The organism is Massilia sp. S19_KUP03_FR1, from assembly GCF_036688685.1.
Taxonomy (GTDB): Bacteria; Pseudomonadota; Gammaproteobacteria; order Burkholderiales; family Burkholderiaceae_D; genus JALYUM01.
Window position 1 is genome coordinate 43645 of the sequence record NZ_JAQQPS010000022.1, and the last position, 14279, is coordinate 57923.

Annotated in this window: 15 protein-coding genes; 1 reads left to right on the top strand and 14 read right to left on the bottom strand. The window is 62.2% G+C overall.

Annotated features, from left to right (window positions below; genetic code table 11):
- Positions 1 to 41 precede the first annotated feature (41 nt).
- From phoR to alr, 10 genes are all read right to left on the bottom strand, one after another.
- Positions 42 to 1322, bottom strand: coding sequence for a phosphate regulon sensor histidine kinase PhoR (phoR, locus tag V6M87_RS21710; protein WP_332878749.1), 1281 nt, complete (start codon positions 1320 to 1322; stop codon positions 42 to 44).
- The gene (locus V6M87_RS21715) at positions 1319 to 2011 is read right to left on the bottom strand and encodes a response regulator (RefSeq protein WP_332878750.1); all 693 of its coding nucleotides are present in this window, start codon (positions 2009 to 2011) and stop codon (positions 1319 to 1321) included. Before V6M87_RS21715 ends, phoR begins: the two co-directional genes overlap by 4 nt.
- A 2-nt stretch (positions 2012 to 2013) precedes the next feature.
- Positions 2014 to 2718 carry a phosphate signaling complex protein PhoU gene (phoU, locus tag V6M87_RS21720; RefSeq protein ID WP_332878751.1) on the bottom strand — a complete coding sequence of 235 codons (705 nt, stop codon included), beginning with the start codon at positions 2716 to 2718 and terminating at the stop codon, positions 2014 to 2016.
- 26 nt (positions 2719 to 2744) lie between these two features.
- Positions 2745 to 3545 carry a phosphate ABC transporter ATP-binding protein PstB gene (gene pstB, locus V6M87_RS21725; protein WP_332878752.1) on the bottom strand — a complete coding sequence of 267 codons (801 nt, stop codon included), beginning with the start codon at positions 3543 to 3545 and terminating at the stop codon, positions 2745 to 2747.
- 15 nt (positions 3546 to 3560) lie between these two features.
- On the bottom strand, positions 3561 to 4442 hold the full coding sequence (gene pstA, locus V6M87_RS21730; RefSeq protein WP_332878753.1) for a phosphate ABC transporter permease PstA: 882 nt from the start codon (positions 4440 to 4442) through the stop codon (positions 3561 to 3563).
- Complete coding sequence (gene pstC / locus V6M87_RS21735; protein WP_332878808.1) at positions 4439 to 5371, bottom strand: phosphate ABC transporter permease subunit PstC; 933 nt, start codon at positions 5369 to 5371, stop codon at positions 4439 to 4441. Before pstC ends, pstA begins: the two co-directional genes overlap by 4 nt.
- 209 nt (positions 5372 to 5580) lie before the next feature.
- A complete protein-coding gene (gene pstS / locus V6M87_RS21740) occupies positions 5581 to 6618 on the bottom strand; it encodes a phosphate ABC transporter substrate-binding protein PstS (RefSeq protein ID WP_442920626.1) in 1038 nt (345 codons plus the stop codon).
- A gap of 271 nt (positions 6619 to 6889) precedes the next feature.
- Entirely contained in the window at positions 6890 to 7207 is a 318-nt protein-coding gene (locus V6M87_RS21745) for a PilZ domain-containing protein (RefSeq protein WP_332878755.1), read from the bottom strand.
- An 81-nt stretch (positions 7208 to 7288) separates the two neighbouring features.
- Positions 7289 to 8668: a DNA repair protein RadA gene (gene radA / locus V6M87_RS21750; protein ID WP_332878756.1), complete on the bottom strand. Its 1380-nt coding sequence runs from the start codon at positions 8666 to 8668 to the stop codon at positions 7289 to 7291.
- The gene (gene alr, locus V6M87_RS21755) at positions 8661 to 9767 is read right to left on the bottom strand and encodes an alanine racemase (RefSeq protein WP_332878757.1); all 1107 of its coding nucleotides are present in this window, start codon (positions 9765 to 9767) and stop codon (positions 8661 to 8663) included. Before alr ends, radA begins: the two co-directional genes overlap by 8 nt.
- A gap of 132 nt (positions 9768 to 9899) precedes the next feature.
- On the opposite strand from alr, the gene lplT reads away from it, so the two are divergent.
- Positions 9900 to 11162: a lysophospholipid transporter LplT gene (gene lplT, locus V6M87_RS21760; protein WP_332878758.1), complete on the top strand. Its 1263-nt coding sequence runs from the start codon at positions 9900 to 9902 to the stop codon at positions 11160 to 11162.
- Positions 11163 to 11344: 182 nt separating this feature from the next.
- On the opposite strand, the gene V6M87_RS21765 is transcribed toward lplT, so the two are convergent.
- Genes V6M87_RS21765 through tsaB form a run of 4 tightly spaced genes read right to left on the bottom strand, consistent with a single transcriptional unit; the run spans position 11345 to position 14205 of the window.
- A complete protein-coding gene (locus tag V6M87_RS21765; RefSeq protein ID WP_332878759.1) occupies positions 11345 to 12319 on the bottom strand; it encodes a DUF1853 family protein in 975 nt (324 codons plus the stop codon).
- Positions 12303 to 13037: a uracil-DNA glycosylase gene (locus V6M87_RS21770; protein WP_332878760.1), complete on the bottom strand. Its 735-nt coding sequence runs from the start codon at positions 13035 to 13037 to the stop codon at positions 12303 to 12305. The genes V6M87_RS21765 and V6M87_RS21770 overlap by 17 nt, the downstream gene beginning before the upstream one ends.
- Positions 13034 to 13498, bottom strand: a complete 465-nt coding sequence (gene rimI, locus V6M87_RS21775; protein ID WP_332878761.1) for a ribosomal protein S18-alanine N-acetyltransferase — start codon at positions 13496 to 13498, stop codon at positions 13034 to 13036. Before rimI ends, V6M87_RS21770 begins: the two co-directional genes overlap by 4 nt.
- On the bottom strand, positions 13495 to 14205 hold the full coding sequence (tsaB, locus tag V6M87_RS21780) for a tRNA (adenosine(37)-N6)-threonylcarbamoyltransferase complex dimerization subunit type 1 TsaB (RefSeq protein WP_332878762.1): 711 nt from the start codon (positions 14203 to 14205) through the stop codon (positions 13495 to 13497). The genes rimI and tsaB overlap by 4 nt, the downstream gene beginning before the upstream one ends.
- Between the last annotated feature and the right edge of the window lie 74 nt (positions 14206 to 14279).

Here is a 14279-nt window from a genome sequence, read left to right on the forward strand (position 1 = left end):
ACCGCGTCCGATGTCGGCCCATCAAAACGGGGAAACCGCTTTTAATTCGCTGGGAGCGATGCCGTAAACGTGCTGCCCTGGCCGGCTTCGGAGGCGATCGAGAGCTTGCCGCCGTGGCGCAGCAGGACGTGCTTCACTATGGCCAGCCCCAGGCCGGTGCCCTGCGTTTCGCGCGAGCGGCTCTTGTCGACGCGATAGAAGCGTTCGGTCAGCCGGGCAATGTGCTGGCGGTCGATGCCGATGCCGCTATCGGCCACGGAAAACTGCAACTCGTCTTCGCCGCGCTGCCAGCGCAAGGCGATCGTGCCGCCGGCAGGCGTGTAGCGCACCGCGTTCGACGCCAGGTTGCCGAACGCACTGCGCAACTCTTCCGCACTGCCCATCACGTCGGGACCGTCGATCGCCACTGTAATATCATGGCGCCCGCCGGACAAGGCGCGCGCTTCGGCGGCAACCGATTCGACCACCGCCTTCACATCGACCACTTCACGTTTCAGTGGCGCATCCGTCGACTCCAGCCGCGACAAGGTCAGCATGTCTTCGATCAGGCGCTGCATGCGCTCGGCCTGCTCGGTCATCAGGCTCAAATGCGCCTTGCGGGTGGCCGCATCGAGACCAGGATCGTTCACGGCAATTTCCAGGAACCCCACCACCACCGTCAGCGGCGTGCGCAGCTCGTGCGAGGCATTCGCGATGAAATCGCGCCGCATCTCTTCGATGCGCTCGGTCTCGGTCGCATCGTGCGTCACCAGGATCTGGCGCCGGTTTTCAAAGGGAATGATCTGGCAGACCAGCTTGCGCCCGCGAATCGACAGCGTCAGGGGTTGCTCATACCTGCCCAGGATGATGTAGTCGATGAATTCGGGATGGCGGATCAGGTTGGTAACCCGGCGGCCTTTATCGCGTTCCAGCGTCAAGCCGAGGTGTTTCTCTGCAGCGGGATTGCACCATTCCAGGAACAACACGTCGTCCATGATGGCGACGCCTTCCGGCAACAGGTGCATGGCCTGGCGAAAGCGTGCCAGCCACTCGGTCAATTCGGCCTGGTTGCGCTCGTCACCGCGGCGCAGTCGGTACAGGCGCGCAAAAATATCGGTCCAGGCGCCCCACCCGTCCGGCAGCTTGATGCTCTCCGGATCGTTGAGCCAGTCGCCCAGCTGTTTCAGGTAGACCAATTGCGCGACCAGGGCCGCGACAACAATGACCAGCACCAGCGTCAGCGCCGGCACCGGTCCGGCGATCCACCACGACAACAGGCCCAGCAAGGCGGTGCCGGCGGCGCGCAGCACCGCCGGCACCCAGAATACCAATTTCGGGTTCATGATTTTTCAGACAGCATGTAGCCAACACTGCGTATGGTGCGGATCAACCCCTCCTGCTCTTTTAGGGCCTTGCGCAGACGCAGCACGTGCACATCGACGGTACGCTCTTCAATCACGCTGGCGTCGCCCCACACTTTATCGAGCAACTGGCTGCGCGAAAACACCCGCTCGCGATGGGCCAGCAGGAATTTGAGTAGCTTGAATTCCGCATTGCCGATATCGATTTTTTTGCCATCGATTTCGACCGAGACACTCGATGGGTCCAGCACCAGGTTTCCGGCGCGCATGGGCTCTTCAGTGTCGTGCGGATTCTTGCGACGCAGCAGTGCGCGCGAGCGTGCCAGCAATTCGCGCGGCGAAAACGGTTTCGTGACGTAATCGTCAGCGCCCGTATTCAAGCCGGCCAGCTTGTCTTCTTCCATGCTCTTGGCAGTGAGCATGATCACCGGGATATCGGCGAAGTTGCGGTCCGCACGCACGCGCGAGAGCAGGCGCAGCCCGCTCTGGTCGGGCAGCATCCAGTCCAGCAGCATCAGTTGTGGTCGTTTGTTGCACAGTGCGGTCCAGGCCGCACCGGCACTCGACACCGACTGGATCGTCCAGCCGGCTTCGCGCAGGGAGTAGCTTACGAGCTCGACAATCGCCGGCTCGTCCTCCACCACCAGCACGGTGGTTTCCATAGATGCCATCGTTACGGTGCCGATTTCTCGGGCTCAGCCGGCTTGGTGTGGCGAATATCCTTGCCTTCGACAACATAAATCACGTACTCGGCGATATTTTTTGCATGGTCGCCGATGCGTTCGATGGCTTTCGCCACCCACAAGGTGTCCAGCGCCGAGGAAATCGTGCGCGGGTCTTCCATCATGAAGGTGATCAGGTTGCGCAGGATCGACTTGAATTCATGGTCGATCAAGGCATCCTGGGCGATGATGGCCATCGCCTGCTTGCCGTCGAGGCGCGCAAACGCGTCGAGCGCATCGTGCAGCATTTCGGTGGTGGCCACGGCAATGGTGCGCATCATGTCATAGTGGTTCAGGCCATTCACGGCGCCACGGCTGTGCAGGCTTTTCGAAGTGCGCGCGATCTTGCTCGATTCGTCGCCGATGCGCTCGAGGTCGGTAATCACCTTGATGGTGGCAAACACCGTGCGCAAATCGTTGGCGGCCGGCTGGCGCCGCACGATCAGGTGGCTGCAAGCATCGTCGAGCGATACTTCGAGCTGGTTGACCGCATGGTCGTCGGCCATGACGCGGTCGGCGGTTTCGTCGTTACCGACGCGAAAGCACTCCATCGCGCCTTCGAATTGGGTTTCTACCATGCCGCCCATGAGCAATACCTTGGAGCGGATCGCTTCCAGTTCATGGTCGTACTGCTTGGATGAATGCTCACCTATCATGCTGCTCTCCGTCTTGTAATGTGGAATCAGCCGAAACGGCCGGTGATGTAATCCTGGGTTTCTTTGCGCGCAGGATTCATGAACAATTGGTCCGTTTCGCCGAACTCGACCACTTCGCCCAGGTACATATAGGCGGTGAAGTCGGAGCAGCGCGCCGCTTGCTGCATATTGTGGGTCACGATGGCAATCGTATAGTCCTGCTTCAGCTCGCTGATCAGCTCTTCCACCTTGGCGGTCGAGATCGGATCGAGCGCCGAGGTCGGCTCATCGAGCAGCAGCACGTCGGGCTTCACCGCCACGCCGCGTGCGATGCACAGGCGCTGCTGCTGGCCGCCCGACAGCGACAAACCGCTCTTGCTCAGCTTGTCCTTCACTTCATTCCACAGGGCGGCTTTTTTGAGTGCCCATTCGACGCGCTCGTCCATTGCGCCTTTCGACAGGTTTTCGTACAGACGCACGCCAAACGCGATGTTGTCGTAGATCGACATCGGAAACGGCGTCGGCTTCTGGAACACCATGCCGACCTTGGCGCGCAGCATGTTCACATCCTGGCCTGCTTCGAGGATGTTGTGGCCGCGGTAGCGGATCGAGCCTTCCGCGCGCTGACCTGGATACAGGTCATACATGCGGTTGAGCGTGCGCAGCAAGGTCGACTTGCCACAGCCGGAGGGGCCGATAAAGGCCGTCACCTGCTTGTCGTGGATGTCGAGGTTGACGTTGGTCAGGCTTTGCGTCTTGCCGTAGAAGAAATTCAGGCCAGAAATTTCAATCGTCTTGGCAGGCCGCGGGGTCACGGTCGGGATCGGCGTTGGCATTGGAGGGGTCATGGTCGTATCGTTCAATTAAGTCGGCGTCTTCTGGCTGAAGACGGTACGCGAGAGTATGTTCAAAAGCAATACGCTGAAGGTTACCAACAGTGCACCGCCCCAGGCCAGCGCGCGCCAGTCGTCGTACGGGCTCATGGCAAACTGGTAAATCACCACCGGCAAGTTGGCCAGCGGCGCATTCATGTCGGCGCTGAAGAACTGGTTGTTCAGGGCGGTGAAGAGCAGCGGCGCGGTTTCGCCGGCGATGCGGGCCAGGGCCAGCAGCACGCCGGTGACCACACCCGCCTTGACGGCGCGCAGGCGCACCATGGTCGACACCTTCCAGCGCGGCGCACCGAGGGCAAATGCGGCTTCCAGCAGGCTGTTCGGCACCAGGCGCAGCATATTGTCGGTCGTGCGCACCACCACCGGCACGGCAATGAGCGACAGCGCAATGGTTCCGGCATAGCCCGAGAAATGGCCGACCTTGGCGACATACAGCGCATACACGAACAGGCCGATGACGATCGACGGGGCCGACAGCATGATATCGGTCACAAAGCGGGTCACCTGGGCGAATTTGTTCAGTTCGCCGTATTCCGCCAGGTAGATGCCGGCCAGGATGCCGATTGGCGTGCTGATCAAGGTGGACAAGCCCACCATCATCAGGCTGCCGACGATGGCGTTGCGCAGACCACCGCCTTCGCTGCCAGGCGCCAGCGTGTCATGGGCAAACATGGCCACGGACAAGCCGCCCACGCCCTTGACCAGCAAGGTGCCCAGGATCCACAACAGCACGGCCAGGCCGAAGGTCATGGCCAGCACCGACAGCACGATGCCGAAACGGTGCATCATCAGGCGCTTGCGGTAGACCGGATTCATGGCCGGATTGGCCGCTTTCACGACGGCGTCGTTCATTTCGTGCCTTCCTTGCGGGACATGCCCGCCAACATCAGTTTGGCTGCCGAGAGCACCACGAAGGTGATGGCAAACAGGATCAGCGCCAGCGCGAACAGCGACGACACGTGCAGTGGCGTCGAGGCTTCGGCAAACTCGTTGGCCAGCGTCGAGGAAATCGAGTTACCGGCGGCAAACAGTGACCAGGACAATTTATTCGCATTGCCGATCACGAAGGTCACCGCCATGGTTTCGCCGAGCGCGCGGCCGAGGCCCAGCATCACGCCGCCGACCACGCCGGTGCGGGTGTATGGCAGCACGATCTTGCGCACCACTTCCCACTTGGTGCAGCCAAGGCCGTAGGCCGATTCTTTCAGCACCTGGGGCACGACTTCGAACACGTCGCGCATCACCGAAGAAATGAAAGGGATGATCATCACGGCCAGGATCAGACCGGCGGTCAGGATGCCAATGCCCATCATCGGGCCGGAAAACAGCTGACCGATGATCGGCAGCGTGCCCAGCGTGCTTTTCAGGAACGGCTGGACGTGGTCGGCAAAGATCGGTGCAAACACGAAGAAGCCCCACATGCCGTAAATGATCGACGGAACGCCGGCCAGCAGCTCGACCGCCATACCCATCGGGCGGCGCAGCCAGACCGGGCAGATCTCGGTCAGGAACAGGGCGATGCCAAAGCTGATCGGGAACGCCAGCAGCAGCGCAATGATGGAGGTGGCCAGGGTGCCGACGATAGCGATCGCGGCACCGAAATTTTCATTGACCGGGTCCCACTCGACGGTCGTGATGAAGGACGGGCCGAAGGCCTGGAAGGCAGGCGCGGCGCCGATCATCAGGGAGACGATAATGCCCATCAGCACCAGCAGCACCGATGCGGCGAACACTAGTGTGACTTTATGGAAAATGAAATCCTGGATGCGCTGGGTGCGCATGGTATTGCGCAGGGCGGTGTATTGCGCCTCGGCTTCGGCCAGGGCCTGGGCTTCGAGCCCGCCGGGAACGGCAGCGTCAGGTATCGCGACGGAAGGATGTGCGCTCATGGATATGCTCTAGTAGGAGTAGTTGCAGCCGCCCGGAGAGAGATCCCTGGGCGGCTGCAAATTTTTAAAACGTCGTCAACAACGCCGCAGTCGAACGTTTGTTACCAGATGGCCTTGCCGGTGCTGTCTTTCGCGTTGGTCTTCCACGAAGCTTCCACCAGTTTGGCGACCGAATCAGGCATCGGCACATAGTCGAGTTCAGCGGCAGCTGCGTCGCCGTTCTTGTAAGCCCAGTCGAAGAACTTCAGGACTTCCTTGCCTTTGACGCCGTCAGTCTGGTCTTTGTGCATCAGGATGTACGACACACCCGTGATTGGCCAGCTGGCTTTGCCGGCTGCATCGGTCAGCACGATGGCGAAACCTGGGGTCTTGGTCCACTCGGCGCCGGCAGCGGCAGCCTTGAAAGCGTCGTCGTCAGGCTGCAGGAACACGCCATCCTTGTTTTTCAGCTGGGTGTGCGACATTTTGTTTTTCTTGGCAAACGCCCACTCGACGTAGCCAATCGAACCCTTGATACGCTGCACGTTGGCGGCGACGCCTTCGTTACCCTTGCCGCCGACGCCGGTGGCCCACTTGACTGCCGTGCCCGAACCGATTTTCGCTTTGAAGTCGGCGTTGGTTTTCGACAGGAAGTCGGTGAACAGGAACGACGTGCCCGAGCTGTCGGCACGGTGCACCACGGTGATTTCGTCAGCTGGCAGGGCCATGCCCGGGTTCAGCGCAGCGATTTCAGGGGCATTCCACTTGGTGATTTTGCCCAGGTAGATGTCGGCGACCACAGGACCGGTCAGTTTCATCGCGCCTGGGGCAATGCCTGGCAAGTTGACGATGGTGACAACACCACCCATGATGGCCGGGAACTGGAACAAGCCGGCTTCGGTCAGCTCGGCTGCCGACAATGGCATGTCGGATGCGCCGAAATCGACGGTCTTGGCCTTGATTTGCTTGATACCTGCACCGGAACCGACCGATTGGTAGTTCAGGCCATTGCCACTGGCCTTCTTGTACATCTCGGCCCATTTGGCGTAGATCGGGTACGGGAAGGTCGCGCCAGCGCCGGTCATGTCAGCAGCGGAGACGATCGACATCGTCATGGCAGCCGAGGCGCCGACAACGAGGGAGGCAAACAGGTGCTTCATGCGCATAACAGTTCCTTAACAGTGGTGGGGTGAGTGCGATGCAGTCTAGCGGACCAATATGACAGGTTTATGACAACCAAAAATGCATGTCATAAACATTGTAAGTCGAGTGTGACCGGGGCAGGCAAGTTTCGGCGCCACGTATCCACCAGCAAAGAATCGTAACCACCTTGGCAAGCTTGCCAATTAGATGTGGCTATCAGTCCTGGACAACAAAAAGCGGCGAGGCCCGGGGAGGGCAATCGCCGCTGTCGTCGCACAGGAATTACACCTAGCGCAGGAAACGCGCGAGGGTGGTGGCCGTGACGGCGTCGATTTGGGTGAACTGGAAACCGATCCGGTATTCGCCACTGCTGAAAATACAGTACTGGACGCGTGCGTGCGTGTGAATCGGGTCAACCACGCCGTTGACGAGCAGGCCGATGCTGACGCGTGCCTCGATGCCCGTCTTGAGCGGCACGTCCAGCAGGATTCCCACACCATTGTCGGCCAGGTCGAAACTGCGACCCATGATTGCCTCGCCGCCTGTAAGTTTGACCAAAGTTTTCACCTTGACCATCTTGCGTTCGGCCTTCCTCTTATCTTCCACGACATTCCCGGTGCATTGATGAGCTGAGCCACATTATAAATGTTCAGCAAGTTTTCACTTCGTAAATATGTTCAGGACTCGCTAGTCGAGTTCACGCAATTTGTTGAAGGCCTCGTCGATGCGCTCGACGGCAACGATGGTCATGCCTTCGATCTTTTGCTTCGGTACATTTGCTTTGGGGATCATGGCAATCGAAAAGCCCAACTTGGCCGCTTCGCGCAAGCGTTCCTGCCCGCGCGGCGCCGGACGAATTTCGCCGGCCAGGCCGATCTCGCCAAACACGACCAGGCCGCGCGGCAGCGGCTTGTTGCGCATCGATGAATTAATTGCCAGCAAGACCGCCAGGTCGGCGGCCGGCTCCGTAATCTTCACGCCACCCACCGCGTTGATGAACACGTCCTGGTCAAACGCGGCGATGCCGGCGTGGCGATGCAGCACCGCCAGCAGCATGGCCAGGCGGTTTTGCTCCAGCCCCACCGACAGCCGACGGGCATTCGGCAAGTGACTGGTATCGACCAGGGCCTGGATTTCGACCAGCAACGGCCGGGTTCCTTCTTGCGTGACCATGACACAGGCGCCCGGCACCTGGGTGTCGTGCTGTGACAGAAACAATGCAGATGGATTGGAGACGCCCTTCAAGCCTTTTTCGGTCATCGCGAACACGCCCAGTTCATTCACGGCGCCAAAGCGGTTCTTGATGGCCCGCACCAGGCGGAAGCTCGATTGCGGGTCGCCTTCGAAATACAGCACCGTGTCGACAATGTGCTCGAGTACGCGCGGACCGGCCAGCGCGCCCTCTTTCGTGACGTGACCGACCAGGATGATGGTCACCCCGGTCTGCTTGGCAACACGCGTCAGCTGGGCCGCACATTCGCGCACCTGCGCCACCGAACCGGGCGCGGAGGTGAGCGCGTCGGAGTACACCGTTTGAATGGAGTCGATGACGGCCACTTCCGGCTTCAGGTCGGCCAGTGTGCCGAGTATCTTCTCGAGTTGGATTTCGGCCTGCAGCTTCAGTTCGCGCCCGTCGACACCCAGCCTGCGCGCGCGCAAGGCGATCTGGGCGCCGGATTCTTCGCCACTGACATATAAAGTACTTTTATGGGCGGAGATATTCGCCAGCGCCTGCAGCAGCAGGGTCGACTTGCCGATGCCAGGATCGCCGCCGATCAGCACCACGCCGCCGGCGACCAGGCCGCCGCCCAGCACACGGTCGAATTCCTCGATGCCGGTGCCGAAGCGCGGCACGTCGACCGCCTCGATGTCCGACAGCGACAGCACCGGCGCTGTCTGGGCCAGGCTGCGGTGCGGGCCCTGCTGTGACAGGCGGTTCACGCCTGCGGTTTCCTGGACGGTTTCGACCAGCGTGTTCCAGGCATGACAAGCGGCGCACTGCCCCATCCAGCGGCTGGACATGGCACCGCACTCACTGCAGGTAAAACTGGTTTTTGGCTTAGCCATTGGTGCCCAACCGTCCTTCCTGCACGCGCACGCGCGGCGCGACAGCGCACATCAACTCGTAACCGATGGTGCCGGCAGCGTTGGCCACCTCGTCGATCGGCAAGCCATCGCCCCACAGCGTGACCTTGCTGCCGACCCGCGCATTCGGGATCGGGCTCAAATCCACCGTCATCATGTCCATCGATACCCGCCCGACCAGCGTGGTGCGCACGCCGTCGACAATGACCGGCGTGCCGTGCGGCGCGTGGCGCGGGTAACCGTCGGCATAGCCGCATGCCACCACGCCGACCGGCATTGGCGCCGTGGCCTGGAAGCTGCTGCCGTAACCGACGCTGTCGCCCGACTGAAGTTGCTGGATGCCGATGATTTCGGACGCCAGCGTCATGGTCGGACGCAAGCCGAATTCGTGGGCCGTCTTGCCGCCCGGCGTACCGCCGTAGAGCATGATACCGGGGCGCACCCAATCGCTGGCAAGCTCGTCGCCGAGCACGGATTGCTGCAGCACACCGCCCGAATTCGACAAGCTGCGCTCGCCCAGCAAACCTGCCGCACCGAGGCGAAAGCGGCGCACCTGTTCGACAATCTTCAGGCGCGGATGCTCCAGTTCATCGGCATTGGCAAAATGCGTCATCAGGGTGATGTGGCGGATGCCGGGAATGGCGCGCAGGCGCGCGTAGGCAGCGGCGTACTCGTCCGGCAAGAAACCGAGCCGGTTCATACCCGTGTTCATTTTCAAATGCACATCGATCGGGCGGTACAACTGGGTATATTCCAGCATCTTGATCTGTTCGATGCAGTGCACCGCACTGTCGATATTGTGTTCGGCCAGCAGGGCAACATCGGTCGGATCGAAAATTCCTTCCAACAACAAGATCGGCTTGATCCAGCCGAGGGCGCGCAGGCGCACTGCGTTGTCGGTTTCGATCAGCGCCAGGCCATCGGCCAGCGCGAAGCCTTGCATGCCCAGTTCGAGCCCGTGTCCATAGGCATTTGCCTTGACGACGGCCCAGATTTTGGAAGCCGGCGCGCAGATGCGCGCGCGCTGCAAATTGTGTTGCATGGAATCGACGTGAATCGTGGCAGTAAGCGGACGCGGCATGGATAGTGGCAGGCAGAAGAATCGACAAGCGCGTATTTTAACGGACACGGTTGCCGAGCACACCGCTGATTTCTTGGGATTGCTACCCGTTCATGGTATAAAGCAACCCAGACTAGTTACCCGAACTCTCGAATGAACCGTGGTTTTTACACCATCATGGCGGCGCAGTTTTTTTCGTCGCTTGCGGACAATGCGCTGCTGTTTGTCGCTATCGATCTGCTCGTTTCACGGAATGCCCCGGAATCGCTCAAGCCCCTGCTGAAGCTCTCGTTCGTGCTGTTCTATGTGATCCTCGCCGCCTTTGTCGGCGCGTTCGCCGACGCCTTGCCCAAGGGTCGCGTGATGTTCATCGCCAACCTCGTCAAGATCTTCGGTTGCGGCCTGCTGTTCCTGCACATACATCCGCTGTTGGCGTACTCGGTGGTCGGCTTCGGCGCTGCGGTGTACTCGCCCGCCAAGTACGGCATTCTCACTGAATTGCTGCCGCCCGAAAAACTGGTCGCGGCGAATGGCTGGATCGAAGGCTTGACGGTCATGTCGATCATTCTGGGTACCGTGCTGGGCGGCCTGCTGGTCAGCGTGAAGGGGTCCACCTTTTTGCTGGGCATCGATATACCGATGATCGATACTGGCATCGACACGCCGATCGAAGCATCGCTGAGCCTGGTCGCTTTTCTGTATGGTCTGGCCACGCTGTTCAACCTGCGCATTCCCGACACCGGCGCGCGCTACGCCAAGCAAAAGCGCGGCGCCGCACGTCTGATCCGCGATTTCGCGAACTGCTCGACGATTCTGTGGAAAGACAAGCTGGGCCAGATCTCGCTGGCAGTCACCACCCTGTTCTGGGGCGCCGGCGCCACCTTGCAATTCATCGTCCTGAAGTGGGCGGAACGCTCGCTCGGCATGCCGCTCGATAAAGCCACGTCACTGATCGGCGTGGTCGCGCTTGGCGTCGCCATGGGCGCGGTAGCGTCGGCCAAGATGATTCCGTTGCAGCGTTCGCTGACCGTGATCCCGCTGGGCATCGTCATGGGTCTGGTCGTGATGAGCATGACGATGGTTCACTCGGTGGTCGTCGCCTACCCGCTGCTGGCACTGATCGGTTTGCTGTCAGGTTTCTTCGTGGTGCCAATGAATGCACTGCTGCAGCATCGCGGGCATGTCCTGATGAGCGCCGGCCACTCGATTGCGGTACAGAATTTCAACGAAAACCTGTCCATCCTGACCATGCTGGCCATCTACGCAGTGATGCTGACGCTGAACATCGACCTGAACATCATCATCATGCTGTTTGGCCTGTCGGTCGCCGCGATCATGTTCCTGATCATGCGCCTGCACGCCGCCAACCAGCGCGAACACGATTCCCTGGCGCTGATCGGCGAGCACAAACACTAAGTGCCCCTCGGCTCTTACCCAACAATTAGGGTCAGAGTCGATTAATTCTGCAATTTTTCGCGCCGTAACGTTTTTACGGGAGGGTCAGTGTCGAATTATTTGGCAACCTGGCGCGATATCTCGACGGCAAGCTTCAATTCGTCAACTTAGCTGAACAATTGCTCGGAAATTCGACTCTGACCCTAATTGTTGGGTAATGGCTTGGCGGCAGCGTTGGCACGCCAGGTGGCGGGGACGATGAAGCCGCGGTCGATTTCGACGACGTGGCCAGCTTGCTGGCGCAGGATCGCGACCAGGACTGGTCCGTCCGCGCTCTCGAACTGCGCACAGAGCGTGGCGTGCAGCGCGGCGCGGGTCTGCATGGCGGGGGCGCTGGTGGCGCGAAATGGCGCCAGCCACTGCAGCTTGGGCAACACCAGAAACAGCGCGTCCGGCAACAGGGCGAACTCGTCGATGGCGCACCAGAAGCCATGGCAGTGCGCACGGTTGATGGCGCGCATCGGCGGCGCGCTCACCGCCGGTGCCGCGAGCGGATAGAACAACCAGCCTTTTACCAAGGCACGCGCACGCACGACCGGGCCGGGTAACTGCGCCTGGGCGGCAGGATGCTGGCCAAGCACCAGCTGCTTCTCGACGATCTTGCGCATCTTGGCACCCAGGCTGTCGGCCAGGTTCGGGCCGACCAGGGCGTCGAGGTCGTCTGGCTCTGGCCGCTGCAGCAGGTAGAACTTGGTGGCGAACTCGATATGTTCGAGGCCGCCGCCGGCATCGAGCAAAAAGTCGAATTCACCCACCGTGTCGTTGCGCGCCGCCCGTATCTGCAGGCTGTGCGCAACCAGCACACCCTGCTCGCGAAAATAAAACGCCATCAGCTTTTCGGCGTACAAGCCCAGACGCGTGAAGGCACGTTCGCCCAGCGCGGCGTCGAGCGGCGCCGGATCGTGGTCGAGCGCGAACAGCCAGCGCTCTGTCTCTGGCGTCACCGGCGTCAGCGACATCACCTCGCCGTGCCAGCATGGGTCGCCCGCGTCGAGCAGGTCGGGCGCGTCGAGCAGCCACGCCAGCGCGCGCACGCGCGCGTGACGCAGCGCGCCCCAGCGGCGGTCGAAACGCCCCTGATACGTGTCCGGCGCCGCAGGGTCAGGCGGCGCGCTCATCGCCTTCAGGCGCGCTGGCAGTCACGGCGCGGCACAGGTCGGCCCAGGCCAGGGCCTTGTCCAGACCGCGGCGCAGCAGTTCGCCCGGATGGAGTGTGGCGACCAGTGCGGCGCCAGCGACCGCGTGCACCTGCCCGCGCGCGCCAGCCAACGCCTCTTGCAATGGTTTGCCCAGCATCGCGTTGGCCGCGACCTGGCCGAGCGTCAGCATGACCGTCGCCCCGGTCAAGGCCAGCTCGCGTTCGACGAAGGGACGGCACGCGGCCACTTCGTCGGCAGTCGGGGCGCGGTCGCCGCCGTTGGCACTCACGGGGCGGCATTTGACCAGGTTCGTCACGTACACGTCGCGCGCGCGCGCGTGGCCGGCTGCGGCCAGCATGTTGTCGAGCAGCGTGCCAGCCTCGCCCGCCACCGGCAGGTTCGCCGCCTCATCGGCAACACTGGTGGCGCCCGCGGCAACCAGCCACACGGCCGCTTCGGCGCCGGCCCCATGGACCGGCCTGGCGCCGGGACGGCAGGCGCCGCAGCGGTCGCAACTGGTGATGGCCGCACGCAGCGCCGGCCAGTCCATCTGCGCGATGTCCGGTTCGGCCGGCGTCGACGGTTGCTGGTCAACCGGGACGAGGGCATCGGCCGGCGGCTGGTGACGCAAGGTCCACAGCGGCCCCACACCCATCTCGGCCAGGAAGGCGCTGTCGCGGCGGCTGACAGTATTCATAAGGTGTAGCGCATGACGATCGCGTCCTCGCGCTGGCCCTGGTGAGCGGGATAATAGGCGCGGCGCCGGCCGATCTCGGCATAGCCGTAGCGCTGGTACACCGCCAGCGCGCGCATATTGGACGGGCGCACTTCGAGCAGCATCGATGCCATGCCGAGCCCGCGCGCACGCGCGGCCGCCTTGTCGAGCAGGTAGCGACCCAGACCGCGGCCTTGCAGGCTGGCGGCCACCGCCACGTCGAGCAAGTGTGCTTCATCGACCGCCGGCATCAGCAAATAATAGCCGTGCAGTGCGCCGTGCGCGTCGCGCAGCACCCAGGCATCGTAGCCACTGGTGAGTGAATCGGTAAAATTGGCGCGGCTCCACGGGTGCGGAAACACGCTCTGCTCGAGCGCCAGCACGTCGTCGACGTCCTGCAGGCGCATCGGCGCGTAATCGAGCAAGTCGAAGCTGTCGTTCATAGTGCCGCAGCCTTGGCGGCATTGATCACCTGGCGCTCGGCGCTGGTGTAGGCGATTTTGTTGCGCAGGTATAGCGGCTGCGCCGCCGCCGCATCGACGCCCTGCCCGGCCGCCAGCGCCGTCGCGCCCAGGCGCACCAACTCGCGCGCATGCGGCTGGACGTCGACCAGTGCGCCCACGGCGAACGATCTGTCGGCAAACGCCGCCGGATACGCCGCCAGGCCATTTCCGCACGCGACCAGGCCGGACACCGCCACCGGCGTCACCGCTTCTGGTGCGCACAAAGCGGGCGCCACGACTGTTTGCCAGCCGTCGGCATAACGGTACTGGGCCCAGTAGACTTCGCCCATGCGCGCGTCGAGGACCACCAGCACATCGCTGGCGCCGACAGCGGCGCGGCAGGCCAGCGCCATGGCGTCCAGCGTCACCAGCGGCAGCACCGGCAAGCCGGCACCGAAGGCCAGGCCCTGGGCGATGCCGCAAGCGGTGCGCACGCCGGTAAACGAGCCAGGGCCGGCGCCGAACACGATGGCGTCAACCTCGGCCAGCTTGATATGGGCCGCTGCCAGCAGGTCCTGCACCATCGGCAGGATGGCTTGCGAATGGGTGCGTACGCCCGAAGATTCTCGGGTGGTGATGGCCTCGCCCACCAGCAAGGCGCAGGAGGCGAGTTCGGAAGAGGTTTCAATGGCAAGCAGAATAGGCATGGGGCGTATTTTAACCTGTGCGGGCGCTGCCGAAGCACCGGCCAATGGCGCAGATGTGCAATGCCGCGCCGCAC